This is a genomic window from Paraglaciecola sp. QJM3NY_14 (assembly GCF_056173245.1).
In genome coordinates, this window is the sequence record NZ_CM149664.1 from 21,417 (window position 1) to 38,021 (window position 16,605).

The window sequence follows — 16,605 nt, forward strand, 5'->3', positions numbered from 1 at the left end:
TTAATTTAGAAGAAAGATGCCATAGCGTAAGCCGTTTTTTCGAACATAAGAGGCTGTGCTTCTTCTAGTTCAAGATTCGCTTTATTAGCGGTGGTCACAACACGTGTACGATATTCTTTTTGATTTGTCGCTTCAGAATAGGTTTGCGTTGTAGCGCCGTCATCAGAGATTTTGCTGTTGACCTTAGAGTCACGACGTACGATGACTCCTTTCTTAGCGCGCTCACGAATTTGAATATCAGCAACAAGTAAATAGGTAACGTCTTTAACGAATGCGTTTGCTGCCGTTGATGCTAAACCACCAATTAGGCCCGCTGCTGCAGCACCTCGGTAGCTCCCCCCGGTTGCGTAGCCAATAGCTGAACCAGCTGCTACACCTTGAAAACCACTAGAAAGATAGTTTTCAGCGGCGCTAGGTGATGCTTTCTCAAGGTTGCGCACAAAAACACTCATTGTGTACTGGGCCTTATCTGGGCTATCCACAAAAGAGTAGCCATTACCGCTACCAGAAATTTGTTCGTTGAGCGCTTGTCTAAATGCATTTCGGTCAAATTCCATCACGGCAGAGCGTACTTCTAAATACACTTTGCGTTTTTCAGGTGGAACGGCATCAACAAAGATTGAAGTGCTGAGTTTAGTTTGAACATCTAAGTCCTTTTTGGCTATTGATGTGTGAACCGCAGCGCAACTTGTTAAAGCTAAAATAGCGAGTCCGACGAATGCGATTTTGGCGGAACGAACATAATTTTTCATAGTAATTACCTTTACTTATGTTATTGATTAAATTGTGGTTTTAGTAGTAATACCGACCATGATACCTATGGTAGTAACGACAGTTTCGGTACTGCGTCCAGTTGTAACGTAACAAGTCACGGCATGTATATCCTCGGCGCCAATAAGTGCCTTGGTATTCTGGTGGCTTAACGTTCTTTTTAAGCATACTCTCAATATAGTTATCTACTTCTTTTGGGCGTTCAGCCAAAAATGGGCGTGACATTACCTCACCATTGAGTTGTGCTTGCATTCTTGCTAGCGCTTCTTCTTCTGTTTCTTCCTGTGCGAAAGTAAAAAGCGATAGCAACATACAGCAAAGGCTTAAAAGCACTTGCGGTAATGTGGGGGATTTTCTAAGAGATGAATTGATATTTAGCATAATATTCCTCCATAAATTCATCATGGCAATCGAGCTGACACGACCTCTTCCTGAGCAGCGTCTAAAAACCTTAACGCTAAACTCACGTAATGCAAAGTGCATTTATGTGAATTTTTAGCTTTTTCGCTGAAAGTCTTGATTAACGGTAAATTTTTGAATCTAAACGAAGCTATCTGAAATGAAAAAAGCCACGAAGTGGCTTTTTAATTATTCATTTTGTCTGCCATATAAGCGTTGGCATATTCACTTTAGGACTTAACCGAGTAATTTACCTAAACCTTGAGTCAGCAATTGCTTAGCTTGCTGGCCTTCTGGGGTATCCAAGTAAGCCTGAGCTTTGCTAACAAATTGCGTAATCATTTCAGGTTTCAAGCCCAATGCTTCAAATTGCTTTTTCACATCATTAATAGCTTTTAGTGATTCATTATAGCTTGCAGCTTTATCTAAAATGCCTCCTAAACCGCCTTCACTCGTCATATTGCTAATATCAGGTACTGATTCCAATAAACCGCTTACACCAGGTAGAGCATCGGTCAGTTGGCCGTATTGATCTGAAGAGATATTTTCTTTGGCATAATTAAATATTGCGCCTAAACCGCCAGAGGCTTGAGTTTGTGTAACGCCAAGAGAATCAGTTACAGAGGAGACCATGCCAGAGATAGAAGGCGTGGCAGCTTCTTGCTGTGTTTCCATACCTAGCATGCTTTTAATTGAATCTAACCAGCCTTCTGCGTGTGCCTGTGGCTGAATACTGAGTGCTGCGACTGTAAGTACGATACTTAGTTTTTTCATTATCATTCCTTTAATTAACCAAAGTGGTGAGCCGGATTTTAGGTTACTTCGGTCCATTCGCCAATCTAGTCTTTAGGCTAAGGGAGTTAAGTTTATATGCTTGCTTACCCAAAGAAGAAAGCACTGGGTTGAAACAGTTTCTCAACATGGCTAATAAATTTTTTGTCGACCAAAAATAAGATCACGTGATCGTTAGCTTCAATTTTCGTATTACTGTGGGCAATAATTACTTCGTCAGCTCTGACTATGGCGCCAATTGTCGTGCCTGGCGGTAATTTGATGTCGCGAATTTCACGCCCCACAACTTTAGACGTGTTTTGATCGCCATGCGCTATCGCTTCAATTGCTTCCGCGGCACCACGTCTAAGTGAGTAAACATTGACAATATCCCCGCGGCGTATATGGGTCAGTAGAGCTGAGATGGTGGCTTGTTGAGGCGAGAAAGCGATGTCTATTTCCCCTCCTTGCACTAAATCTACATAAGCACTGCGCTGAATTAATACCATGGCCTTCTGTGCACCTAAGCGTTTAGCGAGCATGGCAGACATGATATTTGCTTCATCGTCATTAGTCACAGCGATAAAGGCATCTACTTGTTCAACGTTTTCCTCAGTGAGCAATTCATGATCAGAGGCATCACCGCAAAATACGATGGTTTTGTCTAAGTGAGCAGATAGGTATTTAGCCCGTTCTTGACTGTATTCGATTAACTTTACGTTGTGATTATGTTCCAGCAATTTAGCCAAACCAGCGCCAATCAGACCGCCGCCAGCAATCATAATGCGTTTATAACTAGACTCTAATTTTTGTAGTTCACTCATGACAGCACGAATATGCTTAGTCGCTGCGATGAAGAAAACCTCGTCGTCTGCTTCTATCACCGTCGTGCCAAGTGGGCGGATAGGGCGGCCACGTCGATATATTGCAGCTACACGAGTCTCCACGTTCGGCATGTGCTGCTTTAACGTTGACAGGGCATGGCCAACTAGTAGGCCCCCGTAATAGGCTTTTACCGCCACTAGGCTGGCTTTGCCGTCAGCGAACTCAACTACTTGCAACGCACCGGGATAGTCAATTAAACGTTTAATCGCCTTAGTAACTAATTGCTCGGGAGCAATTAAGTGATCTACAGGGACATCCTGATGCTTAAAGAGTTGCTCTTGATAAATAATGTATTGCTCTGAACGAACACGGGCGATTTTGGTAGGGGTTTTAAATAAACTATAAGCTACCTGACAGGCCATCATGTTGCTTTCATCGCTGCTCGTAACAGCGATGAGCATATCAGCATCTTCAGCACCGGCCTTTTTTAACACATCAGGGTGCGAGCCAACGCCATTAATAACACGTAAATCTAATCGGTCTTGCAACTGTCTAAGGGTGTCTTGATGAGAATCTATAACAGTGATTTCGTTCATTTCACCCACGAGGTTTTCAGCGAGGGTTGCGCCGACCTGGCCCGCACCAATAATTATTATTTTCATTGTAGATTCATTCTAACGTGTTGCTCAGTTTAGACAATATACGGTTTTTAGGCTTTTAGCAGTCGAGCGTAATAGAAACCGTCCATTTGTTTTTCACCAGGTAAAATCTGTTTTCCTGGCTTTTGTGCTGCGTCGTTATCAAATTTATCGTCTAACAGCGCATCAGGCGTACGATTTAAAAAAGCATTAATTTGCAACTGGTTCTCCGCTGGAAGAATTGAACACGTTGCGTAAAGCATAGTTCCACCAGGCTTTAACAACGCCCACATTGCATCAATTATTTTGCTTTGTAACGCGACAAGTACGTCAATGTCGCTGGATTTACGCAACCACTTTATATCTGGGTGGCGGCGAATAATACCCGTGGCTGAGCAAGGCGCATCTAGCAATATGCGGTCGAATAACTGGCCGTCCCACCATGATGCTGGCTCGCTGGCGTCACCGCAAATGAGTGTCGCTTGATGCCCTAAGCGAGTTAAGTTTTCTTCGATGCGTTTAAGGCGGCTGCTTTCTATATCTATTGCTACGCATGCGGCTAAATCGGGCTGTAGCTCAACTATGTGACACGTTTTGCCTCCCGGCGCTGCACAACAATCTAATACGCGATCATTAGGTTGTGAGCCTAGCAGCCCAGCGGCTAATTGTGCTGCGCCATCTTGCACCGCAAACCAACCTTCGTCATAACCTGGCAGAGTGGTGATGTCGCACCCTTTTGATAAAATAATACCTTGAGGCTGGGTTGCTTGACGCTCATAGGCCACTTCTCTGTCGTCTAAAAGTCGACAATATTCATCAGTACTCTTGTGCTTATTATTAACGCGCAACCAAATTGGTGCTTTTACTTGCATTGCGTCTAGTATGGTCTTGTAATTATCGGGGTAAGCATCAACGAGCTTTTTATAGAACCATTTTGGCTGTCCGCTCAAAACTTGTTCATTATCAGGTAAATTATGCGCCGTATCTTGGCGTATGAAATTACGCAAAACAGCATTTACTAAACCCTTGGTTGCTATCGCATTTAATGGCACGCAGGCATTCACACATTCAGAAACAGCGGCATGAGTTGACACTCGAGAAAAGGCAAGTTGATAAAACCCAAGCATAATTAGGTGCTCTACCACTTTCACATTTTTCTTTAACGGCTTATCGAGCAACAATCTTAGCCAGTGCTGTAGTAAGGGCAGCTGGCGAAGTACGCCGTAAGTCATTTCTTGCAACCATGCTTTGTCTTTTTCATTATGATCTTGTTGTGCTGCAGGTAAGCATTCTCTAGCTGACATACCTTGCTCTAATATTTGAAAAAGCACACGGGCGGCATCGGCGCGCAAGTTTTGCTGGTATCTACCTTTTGATTGGCTCATGAAAGTATTGTACCGACGCTAAACCAATCACTGTGACCATTGAGTATGTCTTGAGTCGCCAGCGGCTTCTTACCCGGTAACTGTAATGTTTTAATCAACAAAACGCCGTCACCTGTTTGTACACCAATTGCATGCTTATCTGCTTGAATAATTTGGCCTGGCTTAGCGTTATCGCAAATTGGCGTCTGTTGCACTTCAGCGCTACGCACTTTAATAGCGGCGCCGTGTGCTTCGAAATATGCAACAGGCCAAGGGTCAAATGCACGAACATTACGCTCAAGCTGAGCTGCTGTCATGGTCCAATCAATTTTAGCTTCTTGTTTGGATAGCTTTTCAGCGTAAGTAGCCAATGTGTTGTCTTGTGCCTGAGGCGTAAGGTCTGCTAAAGAGGCTAAAGTCTCTAATAATCCCTTAGGACCAAGTTCCGCTAACTTTGTATATAAGGTTGTGCTGGTATCTATAGGGGTAATCGCAAGACGTAATTCGCTTAGCACCGCGCCTGTATCCAAACCTTTATCCATTTGCATGATGGTGACCCCTGTTTCTGCATCACCTGCCCATATTGCTCTTTGAATAGGAGCCGCACCACGCCACTTGGGTAACAGTGAACCATGTACATTCAAGCAACCGTACTTGGGCGTATCAAGAATAATCTGCGGTAAAATCAAGCCATAGGCGACGACAACCATGACATCAGCATTTAATGCAGCAAGTTGCTGTTGGGCTTCTTCTGATTTAAGTGATGCTGGTTGGTAAACCGGTATATCGTGCTGCTGAGCAAGCTGCTTCACCGCGCTAGCGTGCAGTTTTTTCCCTCGACCAGCAGGTCTATCAGGTTGAGTGTAAGCCGCGATTACCTGATGTTCAGATTCTATTAGCGCGGATAAATGATTGGCGGCGAACTCTGGCGTACCAGCAAAAACAATTTTAAGACCTGATTTCAATGTAACCTCTTAAGCCTTGGCTGCTAAGCGGGCTTCTTTTTCTAATTTGGTTCGGATACGCTGGCGCTTAAGTGGCGACAAGTAATCTACAAAAAGTTTACCTTTTAAATGATCCAACTCATGTTGAATACAAATAGCCAGTAAGCCATCTGCATCCAACGTAAATGCATCGCCATTTTCGTCTAACGCTTTTACGGTTACTTTCTCTGCTCGCTCAACTTTGGCGTAGTTATTAGGAACAGACAAGCAGCCTTCTTCACTGATCGTTGTGCCATCCATGTGCGTAATCTCAGGATTAATAAACACTTGTGGTTTATCTTGCTCTTCAGAAACGTCAATGACCACTACGCGCTTGTGCACGTTTATTTGTGTTGCTGCTAACCCAATACCATTTTCATCCTTCATGGTTTCAAGCATGTCGCTCACCAGTGTCTTTATGGAGCTGTCTATTTTATCAACAAGCGTGGCAACTGTGCGCAAGCGCTCATCAGGAAATCTCAATACATCTAATATAGCCATGTTCACATTTAACTCATTTTGCTCCCACCAAATAAATAAAAAATGGCAAGGAGGTATTCAAAAAATAGCGCACTCGGTTCCTCAATTCTATGGTTGTCAATCAAGGAGGTATCGGTGCTCTTGGTATCAATTATCATACTAACCTGATCTTCAGGCTATTTAATCTTTGCAATAACAGGCTATTCTAACCGATATGGAATAAAAACATAATAGCCCTAGATACAAGGTGCCATGCCACATGTTGAATAATCTACTTCGCTTGAGCCTTGTGCTTCTACTTTCGCCATTTTGGGCGCATGCGGACGTGATAAAACTAAAAGAGAACGCCCCACGTACTTATGTCGTAAAACATGGCGACACATTGTGGGATATCTCTAACCTTTTTCTGCACAAACCTTGGTATTGGCCGCAAATTTGGCGAACGAATACGCAAATTATCAATCCGCATCTCATTTTTCCGGGGGACCAATTACGCCTAACGGTTAGTGCCGCGGGAAAGCCGTTCGTCGATTTAATTCGTGGCGAAAGAAAACCGTATCTAGTGCGCTCACCCTCAGCCACACAAATCAATAAATCGAATCAACCTATTGCTGTACTCCCTTGGCATGAGATAGAACCTTATTTTAATCAAGAGCTTGTGCTGAGTGAAAAGCTCTATGCTGAATTACCATCTATTGTCGGTAGCACGAAAGGAACTGAATACTTTTCAAACAATGATCTGGTGTTGGTTAATCATGAAAAATTGCCATTGGGTCATTATCAGGTTGTGCGTAAGCAGCAGTCTCTATTCAGTGCCAAAGGTGAATTTTTGGGTGTGCAAGTTCGCCATGTGGCCGACGGGCAGGCATTAGCTCCAGCTTTACCTAAGCAATCCTTAGTGACGTTGTCATCCGCTAATTTGGAAGTAAAGCGAGGTGATAAACTCTTAAAAGAAACCCCTAATAATAATGTTGAAGCGTTGCTCAATATAACAGCAGCGATAGAGCAAAGAGGAAATATTATTGCTGATGTATCCCAATACCAATTATCAGGCAAATTTAGCGTTGTGGTTATCGATGTTGGCAGCAGTAATATTAAACGCGGCACGGTAATGGGCATTTATCAACAAGGTGCAGCAGTGATCGATGGAGAGCCGCCAAAGTATCTCGCTGAGGCTCAAACGATTGAGAAACTGTTTGCAGAAAATGATGTATTGCCCCAGCCTTGGATGAAGGTGGGAGAACTTTTGGTCTTTAGCGTCTTTGACAAGGTAAGTTATGCACTCGTCACGCGTTCGTCTACAGTTATTCGAAAAGGCGCTATCGTTGCAAAACCGTAGGGCTGCCAGTTTGAGTGGAGCCTTATGTATCAAGAAAACGAACATGCCTATCGTGAAACATCTGAGAGTGAGCAGCGCCAGTGGCTAATACTAGCCCAGCTACCACGATTTTCTGTTGCTAAACTGGCAACAATATTGCGCAAGAACGCTATACAAATAGCGGATTTATTTAACGCTAATCCAAAGCAACTAGCTGCCTACGGCTTCACCGATGGGCAAATACAGCAATTACAGCATCCTGATGAGCGGCGATTGGACAAAAGCTTACAGTGGTCTGAGCAAACAAGCAGCTCATTGCTTAACATAACCTCGAAGCATTACCCTAAAGTGCTATTGCAAACGGCCAGACCACCCATATTATTATATTGTCTTGGAAATAAAGATTTATTAAATACTCATCAGATAGCAATAGTAGGAAGTCGCAACCCTTCTATCGCTGGTAAGCAAAACGCTCAGTATTTTGCCCAAGGTTTATCTCAATGCGGATGGACAGTAACCAGCGGGTTGGCATTGGGCATTGATGGCCTTGCTCATGATGGAGTACTTAACGTTCAGGGCAATACTGTTGCGGTGCTGGGGACAGGTCTAAATAATATTTATCCCAAGCGGCACGTTAAAATGGCTGACAGTATACTTGAACAAGGGGGCGCACTTGTTTCTGAATTTGTCCCTGACATGCCTGCAAAGCCTGAAAATTTTCCCCGGCGGAATCGAATTATCAGCGGCATGTCGTTGGGTACATTAATCATCGAAGCTGCGATAAAAAGCGGGTCTCTAATCACCGCACGTTATGCGCTTGAGCAAAACAGGGACGTGTTTGCGGTGCCTGGTAATATAAACAACGTATTATCTAAAGGATGCCACTATTTAATAAAACAGGGTGCAAAGCTGGTGGAAGGTGTGGGTGATATTAACGATGAATATCAGCATCTGGCACTTAATTTCTTGAATATCCAGCAGAGTGAATTGCAAAAAAGCGCGAGACAAAGCTTGGCTTCTGACAAATTGTTAGATAGTGTAGATTTTGAAACCACACCGTTGGATATAGTTGTAGAGCGATGTGGCATGCCAGTTGCTGAAGTTATGTCTCAATTATTAGAATACGAATTGCGTGGGTTAGTTGCAGCAGTCCCAGGCGGTTACCTTAAATTGGGGGAAAAATAACATGTTTGATATCCTCATGTATCTTTTTGAAAATTTCATTCACAGTGAAACAGAAATTCGCGTCGATCAAGATGAATTGACCGACGAACTGGTGCGCGCCGGTTTTCATCAAGATGAAATATACAAAGCATTATCTTGGCTCGAAAAACTAGCGGCTTTACAAGAAACTGACATAAACCCTTATTTAGTGAAAGGGCCTACTTCTTTTGTTACGCGTATTTATACGCATGAAGAAGAGATGCGCCTCGATATCGAGTGCCGTGGCTTTCTCATGTTTTTAGAGCAAATTAATGTACTGGACTCTACAACGCGTGAGATGGTTATTGATCGCGTCATGGAAATCGACTCTAAAGAATTCTGTTTAGAGGACATGAAGTGGGTTGTGCTTATGGTGCTGTTCAACGTGCCGGGTAAAGAAAATGCTTATGCACAAATGGAAGATTTATTATTTGAAGAGCCAGAAGGGCCGTTGCATTAATCACTCTGACACGGGTTTAGAGCGTAAACCCGTGGTTGCTAAGGCACACCTGTCACATGTCTAAAATTGATCATTCTCTTTTCAGCACTCATGAATCCGCGTTTGACCCCGGACCCTGTCCGGATTGCAATGCGCCATTGCAACTTCGACATAGTAAAAATGGTGCGTTTATCGGCTGTAGTGACTATCCAAAATGTGAATACAGCAAACCACTTCATGATAGCGACAATACTGAATTAACCGTTATTGAAGGCTCCCACTGTCCTGAATGCGAGTCCGAGTTGGTGATTAGAAAAGGGCGCTACGGTATGTATATCGCTTGCAGCAATTTTCCTGAATGCCACTACGTAAAATCAAATAAAACTCAAGACACAGATAAGGTCGAATGCCCCTCTTGCCATAAAGGGCACCTAACAAAGAGGGCCAATAAATATGGGAAGAACTTCTATCCCTGTGACCAGTATCCTCAATGTCACTACGCACTGAATTTTACACCAGTCGCCCATTCGTGCCCCAAATGCGCTTGGCCTGTTATGCAGGAGAAAAAAGCAGCGGCAGGACTTATTTGGCAGTGCCCCGAACGTAAATGTGGGTACAAGCAGCCTGCGCAGGAATGACCTTTAGGTTTATCCTTGTTACGTCCTGTTTTACACTCTGTGCCATATAAACTCTAAGCAATATAAAAATGACAGCAAACCACACTGACGACCCTTTTTTACTCGACTATTTAGCTGGGAAGGTTTTTGCCTATCCGACGGAAGCCGTCTTTGGCCTAGGATGCGATCCTGATAACGAACAGGCGGTCACCAAACTACTTGCTTTAAAGCAACGCGATGTCAGCAAGGGATTGATTCTGGTCGGGGATAACTATTCACAGTTATTGCCATATGTAGATGACAGCGCCATCAAAATGACTAAGCGCACCGAGATATTTTCAAGTTGGCCTGGACCGATAACCTGGCTGCTTCCTAAATCGAAAACAGCACCGAGTTGGGTGACAGGGGAGTCTGAATTCATTGCTGTAAGAGTCAGTGCTCACCCACTCATAAAGGATCTTTGTCAGCGAGCAAATAAGCCGCTAGTTTCTACAAGTGCAAACACTGCTGGTCATCCGCCAGCGCTGAGTGCCGATGAGGTTACATCTTATTTTTCTGACCAAGTGATCTTAATCGACGGCTCGCTTGGTGGATCCCGCAGCCCCAGTAAAATTCGTCACGGCCATAGTGGCCAAACTATTAGAGATAATTAAACCATGCCCCAACCACACGTGACCGATATCGAATCGGTAAAGCAGTTTTTGCTTGATCTGCAAGACAATATTTGCCAAACGCTAGAAATGGCTGACGGTAAGGGTAGTTTCATCGAAGACAACTGGCAGAGAGAATTAGGTGGGGGCGGGCGTACGCGCGTGCTGACGAATGGCCAGGTGATTGAGCAGGGCGGAGTTAACTTTTCTCATGTATACGGTGGGCAACTTCCGGCATCTGCAACGGCGTCTCGACCAGAGCTAGCAGGTCGGAGCTTTCAAGCGATGGGCGTTTCACTCGTTATTCATCCTAAAAATCCTCACGTACCGACCTCCCATGCGAATGTGCGCATATTCATTGCTGAAAAAGAAGGTGAAGAGCCTATCTGGTGGTTTGGCGGTGGTTTCGACTTAACACCTTTCTACCCGGTGCATGAAGATGTACTCCATTGGCATCAAACTGCCAAGGATTTATGTGAGCCCTTTGGTAAAGATGTATACAGCAAATATAAAAAATGGTGTGACGACTACTTTTACTTAAAACATCGCGATGAAACGCGGGGAGTAGGGGGGCTTTTCTTTGATGATTTAAATGAATGGGGCTTTGAACGTAGTTTTGCATTCATGCAAGCTGTCGGTAATGGTTTTTTAGATGCCTATGTACCTATTTTAGAAAAACGTAAAGATACGTCTTTTTCAGAGCAGGAAAGAAGCTTCCAGCTATATAGAAGAGGCCGGTATGTAGAGTTTAATTTGGTTTGGGACAGAGGAACCTTATTCGGCTTGCAAACGGGAGGGCGAACAGAGTCAATATTGATGTCTATGCCGCCTCTTGCTCGTTGGGAGTACGACTTCCACCCAATACCAGGCAGTAAAGAAGATGCTTTGTATGCAGATTATCTGCATCCTCGGGACTGGTTAAACGAGTAGCCCTTTACTAAACATGTATAAGTATTAGCACTTGGCACCATCAATTGGTGTCGGTGCGAATCTATTGTTTTCTTGATCCAGCTCAAATTTAATCATCCCTCGAATTCTCTCACTTATAACCTGATAAAAATATTGATATAGATCAATAATGACTGGCGATTGCTCATTACACTGCCGTTAAAATTTATACGCAGAGGTAATAATGAAAGTCTTCAAAATAGTGTTATCCAGTTTAGCTTTAACGGCCACCATAATGGGCACAGCCAATGCCTACGAACCAGGTGACATCATAGTACGAGCAGGTTTAACGACAGTCGCTCCAGATGAATCAAGTTCAAATGTAACGGTGCAAAGCGTTGGAAATGTGGGCATGGGAGCATCAGTAAACAACAACACTCAGTTGGGTCTGAATGCGGTCTATATGTTTACCAGCAACATTGGCTTAGAATTATTAGCAGCCAGCCCATTCACACATGATATTACGTTGAATAACACACTCGATAATGAGCTAGGTTTAGGTGACGGTAAATTAGCTGAAAGTAAACAATTACCTCCGACACTTAGTGCTCTTTATTACTTCCCCGTTTCTGAAACCATACAGCCGTATGTGGGGATTGGACTAAACTACACAGTTTTCTTCGATGAGCAATTTGTGGGCAATAGAGAAGCTCAGTCTTTTAATAATTTAAGCCTTGATGAGTCGTTTGGTATTGCCGCGCAAATAGGTATGGATTACAAGTTAGATGAACACTGGTTAATAAACGCGTCGGTGCGCTATATCGATATTGATACAGAAGCAAAGTTTGACGTTTTGGATTTGCCTGCTCAGGTATCAGTCGATATCGACCCATGGGTATATTCGCTCATGCTAGGCTACAAGTTCTAATACAAATGGAAGCGACGTAAGCGCGTCGCTTCCAGTTACTTATCGCTAATTCAGCCTTTCTTATCTTTATTCAGCACCTTCGCTATTCAGTCGAACATAATTTTACGCTAGTCTTGTGATACAAATTGATTACGACCTTTGAGACTATGGACCGATACGCCGTTTTTGGTAATCCCATTGAGCACAGTAAATCCCCTTTGATCCACACGCTGTTCGCTAAACAGACCCAACAAGTCATTGAATACGGGCGTCAACAACCCGATGCTAACGGGTTCAATGATGCAATCAATGCATTCTTTACCGAGGGCTTCATTGGAGCAAACGTTACTTCCCCATTCAAACTTGACGCATTTCGCTTTGCCGATGAACTAACACCACGCGCTAGAGCTGCTGAAGCGGTCAATACGCTATATAAGCGCCAAGATGGTTCAATTTTGGGTGACAACACCGACGGGGCTGGCTTAGTTCAGGATCTTCAGCGCTTATGGGGGGAGTTAAACGGAAAGCGTTTATTGTTGATTGGCGCTGGTGGGGCGACTCGTGGAGTCATTCTTCCTCTACTCACTGCCAAAGTACAAAATATTCATATTGCTAATCGTACGGCGAGCAAAGCCCAGCAGCTAGCTGATAGGTTTAAAAAAGAAGGGGTTATTACTGCTTCAGGCTTTAACGACTTACCCGAAATACAGTTCGACCTGATTGTTAACTGTACCTCTTCGAGCTTGGATGGAGGGTTACCCGAAATCACTCCGAGTATTTTTATCAATGCATCATATGCTTATGACATGACGTATAAAGCACAGGCAACATCTTTTATGGTCTGGGCTCAAGAATGTACCCCTAGTATTAGAACGGCCGATGGACTGGGCATGTTAGTGGGTCAAGCAGCCGAAAGCTTCTATGTTTGGCGAAAAGTTCGACCCAAAATAGAACCTATTATTGAAATTGTGCGAGAAATGCTGTGAATCAGGCTGTTCAAATTCAAGATGGCTTCGAAATACTAGACGACATTATGGTTATAAAACTAATCGTGTCTGGGCTCATTATGCATTGCCATGTGTGTGGAATAGCAATAGGTGATATGGATGAATTTTACCAAGCGAATCAGTTCGACTTGGAAGAAACAATCTCCAAACTTGTAGAGAATGAGCAATGGGATGAAAATGGCGTTATTCACATTAACGCCAAATCGATGGAAGCCTAGAGTAAAACTTGTCAGAAAGCTCTTTCTTGAGCTTTCTAAGATACGCCTATACTTCTTCTAGATACTCATTTTTAAGTCTGACGTAGTTATCAGCCGATACTTTCAAAAAAGCACGTTCAGAATCTTTCAGTGGCCTAGCTTGCTTAATTGGGCTACCTACATAAAGATAACCGCTCTCTAAACGCTTATTTGGTGGAACTAAACTGCCTGCTCCAATAAATACGTCGTCTTCAACGATAGCACCATCCATTACGATCGCCCCCATACCAACGAGAATGCGGTTACCTAACACGCAGCCATGCAACATACATTTATGACCGACAGTAACATCCTCCCCAATAATAAGCGGATGGCCTTTAGGGTTTTCTTTAGTCACTCGGCTCACATGCAGCACTGAACCATCTTGAACATTACTTCTAGCACCTATCTTTATGTAGTTAACATCACCACGTGCTGCAACCAATGGCCAAATACTCACGTCATCGCCGCATTCGATATCACCCACCACCACACTTGATTCATCTATATAACAACTCTCTGCCAGAGTTGGCTTTATGCCCTTATACATTCTAATACTCATTGTCAGTCCATTCTGCTGTGTTATAGCGCGATGATAACAAACTGAATATGTCTTGGAATCACTATTACTGTCGTAAAAATCATCGGTTTGCTTTTACTTTGAACGAACTGTTTATTAAATCGGCAGTTGAACGATTTTTTCAAATAAAGGGTTGCGCTCTAAGTTTGGATCTCTATAATGCGCATCTCGCTTCGGGGAGGCCACTTAAAACGGCTTACCGAGACAGGATTTTTTAACTATAAATCATGTCATTGCGATGCTCTAAGAGTGTTGTGGTTAGCGGGATTCAGCAAGTTACTTAGTTTGAAATTAAATTAAAAAATTTGTTGACATCGAAACTTGAGAGCGTATTATACGCCTCCCGCTTAAGAGGGTCCGCGGACAGCATCTTAAGCCGCTTCCAAGGAAGCACGCTACTTCGGTAGCACTGTTCTTTAACAATTAATAACAAGACAATCTGTGTGGGCACTCACTTGATGAGTGTCTACCAAAAAAAATTCATGTTCGATAAATATTTAATTGAAGAGTTTGATCATGGCTCAGATTGAACGCTGGCGGCAGGCCTAACACATGCAAGTCGAACGGTAACATTTCTAGCTTGCTAGAAGATGACGAGTGGCGGACGGGTGAGTAATACTTAGGAATATGCCTTTGTGTGGGGGATAACTATTGGAAACGATAGCTAATACCGCATAACGTCTTCGGACCAAAGGGGGCTTCGGCTCCCGCGCAAAGAGTAGCCTAAGCGAGATTAGCTTGTTGGTGAGGTAAAGGCTCACCAAGGCGACGATCTCTAGCTGTTCTGAGAGGAAGATCAGCCACACTGGAACTGAGACACGGTCCAGACTCCTACGGGAGGCAGCAGTGGGGAATATTGCACAATGGGGGAAACCCTGATGCAGCCATGCCGCGTGTGTGAAGAAGGCCTTCGGGTTGTAAAGCACTTTCAGTTGTGAGGAAAGGTTAACGGTTAATACCCGTTAGCTGTGACGTTAGCAACAGAAGAAGGACCGGCTAACTCCGTGCCAGCAGCCGCGGTAATACGGAGGGTCCGAGCGTTAATCGGAATTACTGGGCGTAAAGCGCACGCAGGCGGTTTGTTAAGCTAGATGTGAAAGCCCTGGGCTCAACCTGGGAATTGCATTTAGAACTGGCAGGCTAGAGTTTTGGAGAGGGGAGTGGAATTCCAGGTGTAGCGGTGAAATGCGTAGATATCTGGAGGAACATCAGTGGCGAAGGCGACTCCCTGGTCAGTAACTGACGCTCATGTGCGAAAGTGTGGGTAGCGAACAGGATTAGATACCCTGGTAGTCCACACCGTAAACGCTGTCTACTAGCTGTTTGTGGATTTAATCCGTGAGTAGCGAAGCTAACGCGATAAGTAGACCGCCTGGGGAGTACGGCCGCAAGGTTAAAACTCAAATGAATTGACGGGGGCCCGCACAAGCGGTGGAGCATGTGGTTTAATTCGATGCAACGCGAAGAACCTTACCTACTCTTGACATACTAGAAACTTTTCAGAGATGAATTGGTGCCTTCGGGAATCTAGATACAGGTGCTGCATGGCTGTCGTCAGCTCGTGTCGTGAGATGTTGGGTTAAGTCCCGCAACGAGCGCAACCCCTGTCCTTAGTTGCCAGCCTTAAGTTGGGCACTCTAAGGAGACTGCCGGTGACAAACCGGAGGAAGGTGGGGACGACGTCAAGTCATCATGGCCCTTACGAGTAGGGCTACACACGTGCTACAATGGCGAGTACAGAGGGAAGCAAACTTGCGAGAGTAAGCGGATCCCTTAAAGCTCGTCGTAGTCCGGATTGGAGTCTGCAACTCGACTCCATGAAGTCGGAATCGCTAGTAATCGCAAATCAGAATGTTGCGGTGAATACGTTCCCGGGCCTTGTACACACCGCCCGTCACACCATGGGAGTGGGTTGCAAAAGAAGTAGCTAGTTTAACCTTCGGGAGGACGGTTACCACTTTGTGATTCATGACTGGGGTGAAGTCGTAACAAGGTAACCCTAGGGGAACCTGGGGTTGGATCACCTCCTTACTATTAGGTCGGCCTCATCAGGCTGAGTGTTCACACAGATTGTTTTGTTGTTAGTAAAGAAGAACCGAGAGACTCTTTAAAAAGACTGATGTCGATTTAAGAGGGGCTATAGCTCAGCTGGGAGAGCGCCTGCCTTGCACGCAGGAGGTCAGCAGTTCGATCCTGCTTAGCTCCACCAAATTGCTTGCGCAATAATAGGCTTGTAGCTCAGCTGGTTAGAGCGCACCCCTGATAAGGGTGAGGTCGGCAGTTCAAGTCTGCCCAAGCCTACCAAATCTTTCCTACTCTGCGTTATGTAGTTCGTCATTTAGCAGGCTAAACGTCCTCACTACATGCCTTGATTAGAAAAGATTGCAGTGGATGTGCAAACTCGGTTTTAGTAGAAAAGATTAGCCTTAATCAATGTGTACTGATTCAGTATTTATTGATTAGGGTTTTTTAAACCCTACGTGAATGCGTGTAAACGCAAACACCTGTTCTTTAACAATATGGAAAGCT

The 16,605-nt window shown here is 44.2% G+C and carries 17 protein-coding genes, 2 tRNA genes and 1 rRNA gene; 12 read left to right on the plus strand and 8 right to left on the minus strand.

The features are described 5' to 3' along the window. Positions 1 to 5: 5 nt before the first annotated feature. The 7 genes from AC0VYA_RS00085 to def all read right to left on the minus strand — a co-directional run bounded on the left by AC0VYA_RS00085 (position 6) and on the right by def (position 6,252). On the minus strand, positions 6 to 752 hold the full coding sequence (locus AC0VYA_RS00085) for a complement resistance protein TraT (protein ID WP_006994883.1): 747 nt from the start codon (positions 750 to 752) through the stop codon (positions 6 to 8). Positions 753 to 792: 40 nt separating this feature from the next. Next, on the minus strand, positions 793 to 1,152 hold the full coding sequence (locus AC0VYA_RS00090) for a hypothetical protein (RefSeq protein ID WP_011572968.1): 360 nt from the start codon (positions 1,150 to 1,152) through the stop codon (positions 793 to 795). Positions 1,153 to 1,407: 255 nt separating this feature from the next. Further along, a complete protein-coding gene (locus tag AC0VYA_RS00095; RefSeq protein ID WP_006994881.1) occupies positions 1,408 to 1,944 on the minus strand; it encodes a DUF2780 domain-containing protein in 537 nt (178 codons plus the stop codon). 104 nt (positions 1,945 to 2,048) lie between these two features. Then, the gene (gene trkA, locus AC0VYA_RS00100; RefSeq protein WP_006994880.1) at positions 2,049 to 3,428 is read right to left on the minus strand and encodes a Trk system potassium transporter TrkA; all 1,380 of its coding nucleotides are present in this window, start codon (positions 3,426 to 3,428) and stop codon (positions 2,049 to 2,051) included. A gap of 47 nt (positions 3,429 to 3,475) precedes the next feature. Next, complete coding sequence (gene rsmB, locus AC0VYA_RS00105) at positions 3,476 to 4,789, minus strand: 16S rRNA (cytosine(967)-C(5))-methyltransferase RsmB (RefSeq protein WP_475489676.1); 1,314 nt, start codon at positions 4,787 to 4,789, stop codon at positions 3,476 to 3,478. Beyond that, positions 4,786 to 5,733: a methionyl-tRNA formyltransferase gene (gene fmt, locus AC0VYA_RS00110; protein WP_475489677.1), complete on the minus strand. Its 948-nt coding sequence runs from the start codon at positions 5,731 to 5,733 to the stop codon at positions 4,786 to 4,788. The genes rsmB and fmt overlap by 4 nt, the downstream gene beginning before the upstream one ends. Before the next feature lie 9 nt (positions 5,734 to 5,742). Further along, on the minus strand, positions 5,743 to 6,252 hold the full coding sequence (gene def, locus AC0VYA_RS00115) for a peptide deformylase (protein WP_475491110.1): 510 nt from the start codon (positions 6,250 to 6,252) through the stop codon (positions 5,743 to 5,745). A gap of 238 nt (positions 6,253 to 6,490) precedes the next feature. On the opposite strand from def, the gene AC0VYA_RS00120 reads away from it, so the two are divergent. From AC0VYA_RS00120 to AC0VYA_RS00160, 9 genes are all read left to right on the plus strand, one after another. Then, positions 6,491 to 7,570, plus strand: a complete 1,080-nt coding sequence (locus AC0VYA_RS00120) for a LysM peptidoglycan-binding domain-containing protein (protein WP_475489678.1) — start codon at positions 6,491 to 6,493, stop codon at positions 7,568 to 7,570. A gap of 24 nt (positions 7,571 to 7,594) precedes the next feature. After that, complete coding sequence (gene dprA / locus AC0VYA_RS00125; RefSeq protein ID WP_475489679.1) at positions 7,595 to 8,734, plus strand: DNA-processing protein DprA; 1,140 nt, start codon at positions 7,595 to 7,597, stop codon at positions 8,732 to 8,734. 1 nt (position 8,735) lies between these two features. Further along, a complete protein-coding gene (locus tag AC0VYA_RS00130; RefSeq protein ID WP_006994873.1) occupies positions 8,736 to 9,212 on the plus strand; it encodes a DUF494 family protein in 477 nt (158 codons plus the stop codon). Between the two features lie 56 nt (positions 9,213 to 9,268). Beyond that, a complete protein-coding gene (locus tag AC0VYA_RS00135; RefSeq protein WP_475489680.1) occupies positions 9,269 to 9,829 on the plus strand; it encodes a DNA topoisomerase family protein in 561 nt (186 codons plus the stop codon). A gap of 68 nt (positions 9,830 to 9,897) precedes the next feature. After that, positions 9,898 to 10,461 (plus strand): L-threonylcarbamoyladenylate synthase type 1 TsaC, encoded by a 564-nt coding sequence (tsaC, locus tag AC0VYA_RS00140; protein WP_473477232.1) that lies wholly within the window; start codon positions 9,898 to 9,900, stop codon positions 10,459 to 10,461. A 3-nt stretch (positions 10,462 to 10,464) separates the two neighbouring features. Beyond that, positions 10,465 to 11,388, plus strand: a complete 924-nt coding sequence (gene hemF, locus AC0VYA_RS00145) for an oxygen-dependent coproporphyrinogen oxidase (RefSeq protein WP_011572976.1) — start codon at positions 10,465 to 10,467, stop codon at positions 11,386 to 11,388. 202 nt (positions 11,389 to 11,590) lie between these two features. Beyond that, the gene (locus tag AC0VYA_RS00150; RefSeq protein ID WP_011572977.1) at positions 11,591 to 12,274 is read left to right on the plus strand and encodes an OmpW/AlkL family protein; all 684 of its coding nucleotides are present in this window, start codon (positions 11,591 to 11,593) and stop codon (positions 12,272 to 12,274) included. Between the two features lie 146 nt (positions 12,275 to 12,420). Next, positions 12,421 to 13,239: a shikimate dehydrogenase gene (aroE, locus tag AC0VYA_RS00155; protein ID WP_473481395.1), complete on the plus strand. Its 819-nt coding sequence runs from the start codon at positions 12,421 to 12,423 to the stop codon at positions 13,237 to 13,239. Next, entirely contained in the window at positions 13,236 to 13,478 is a 243-nt protein-coding gene (locus AC0VYA_RS00160; protein ID WP_475489681.1) for a hypothetical protein, read from the plus strand. The genes aroE and AC0VYA_RS00160 overlap by 4 nt, the downstream gene beginning before the upstream one ends. Before the next feature lie 46 nt (positions 13,479 to 13,524). Here AC0VYA_RS00160 and AC0VYA_RS00165 read toward each other — a convergent pair whose 3' ends face one another. After that, positions 13,525 to 14,058, minus strand: coding sequence for a gamma carbonic anhydrase family protein (locus tag AC0VYA_RS00165; RefSeq protein ID WP_475489682.1), 534 nt, complete (start codon positions 14,056 to 14,058; stop codon positions 13,525 to 13,527). A 516-nt stretch (positions 14,059 to 14,574) separates the two neighbouring features. Between AC0VYA_RS00165 and AC0VYA_RS00170 the strand changes: the two genes are divergently transcribed. From AC0VYA_RS00170 to AC0VYA_RS00180, 3 genes are all read left to right on the plus strand, one after another. Continuing rightward, positions 14,575 to 16,107, plus strand: a 16S ribosomal RNA gene (locus tag AC0VYA_RS00170). A gap of 102 nt (positions 16,108 to 16,209) precedes the next feature. Further along, a tRNA-Ala gene (locus AC0VYA_RS00175) sits at positions 16,210 to 16,285 on the plus strand. An 18-nt stretch (positions 16,286 to 16,303) separates the two neighbouring features. Continuing rightward, positions 16,304 to 16,380: transfer RNA gene (locus AC0VYA_RS00180), tRNA-Ile, on the plus strand. The last annotated feature ends 225 nt before the right edge of the window (positions 16,381 to 16,605 follow it).

Coding starts and splice junctions, on each gene's coding strand:
- AC0VYA_RS00090 (WP_011572968.1), bottom strand. CDS start 1,152: ATGCTAAATATCAATTCATCTCTTAGAAAATCCCCCACATTACCGCAA.
- tsaC (WP_473477232.1), top strand. CDS start 9,898: ATGACAGCAAACCACACTGACGACCCTTTTTTACTCGACTATTTAGCT.
- AC0VYA_RS00130 (WP_006994873.1), top strand. CDS start 8,736: ATGTTTGATATCCTCATGTATCTTTTTGAAAATTTCATTCACAGTGAA.
- hemF (WP_011572976.1), top strand. CDS start 10,465: ATGCCCCAACCACACGTGACCGATATCGAATCGGTAAAGCAGTTTTTG.
- AC0VYA_RS00120 (WP_475489678.1), top strand. CDS start 6,491: ATGTTGAATAATCTACTTCGCTTGAGCCTTGTGCTTCTACTTTCGCCA.
- AC0VYA_RS00095 (WP_006994881.1), bottom strand. CDS start 1,944: ATGAAAAAACTAAGTATCGTACTTACAGTCGCAGCACTCAGTATTCAG.
- trkA (WP_006994880.1), bottom strand. CDS start 3,428: ATGAAAATAATAATTATTGGTGCGGGCCAGGTCGGCGCAACCCTCGCT.
- AC0VYA_RS00165 (WP_475489682.1), bottom strand. CDS start 14,058: ATGAGTATTAGAATGTATAAGGGCATAAAGCCAACTCTGGCAGAGAGT.
- dprA (WP_475489679.1), top strand. CDS start 7,595: ATGTATCAAGAAAACGAACATGCCTATCGTGAAACATCTGAGAGTGAG.
- AC0VYA_RS00085 (WP_006994883.1), bottom strand. CDS start 752: ATGAAAAATTATGTTCGTTCCGCCAAAATCGCATTCGTCGGACTCGCT.
- aroE (WP_473481395.1), top strand. CDS start 12,421: ATGGACCGATACGCCGTTTTTGGTAATCCCATTGAGCACAGTAAATCC.
- rsmB (WP_475489676.1), bottom strand. CDS start 4,789: ATGAGCCAATCAAAAGGTAGATACCAGCAAAACTTGCGCGCCGATGCC.
- AC0VYA_RS00135 (WP_475489680.1), top strand. CDS start 9,269: ATGTCTAAAATTGATCATTCTCTTTTCAGCACTCATGAATCCGCGTTT.
- def (WP_475491110.1), bottom strand. CDS start 6,252: ATGGCTATATTAGATGTATTGAGATTTCCTGATGAGCGCTTGCGCACA.
- AC0VYA_RS00150 (WP_011572977.1), top strand. CDS start 11,591: ATGAAAGTCTTCAAAATAGTGTTATCCAGTTTAGCTTTAACGGCCACC.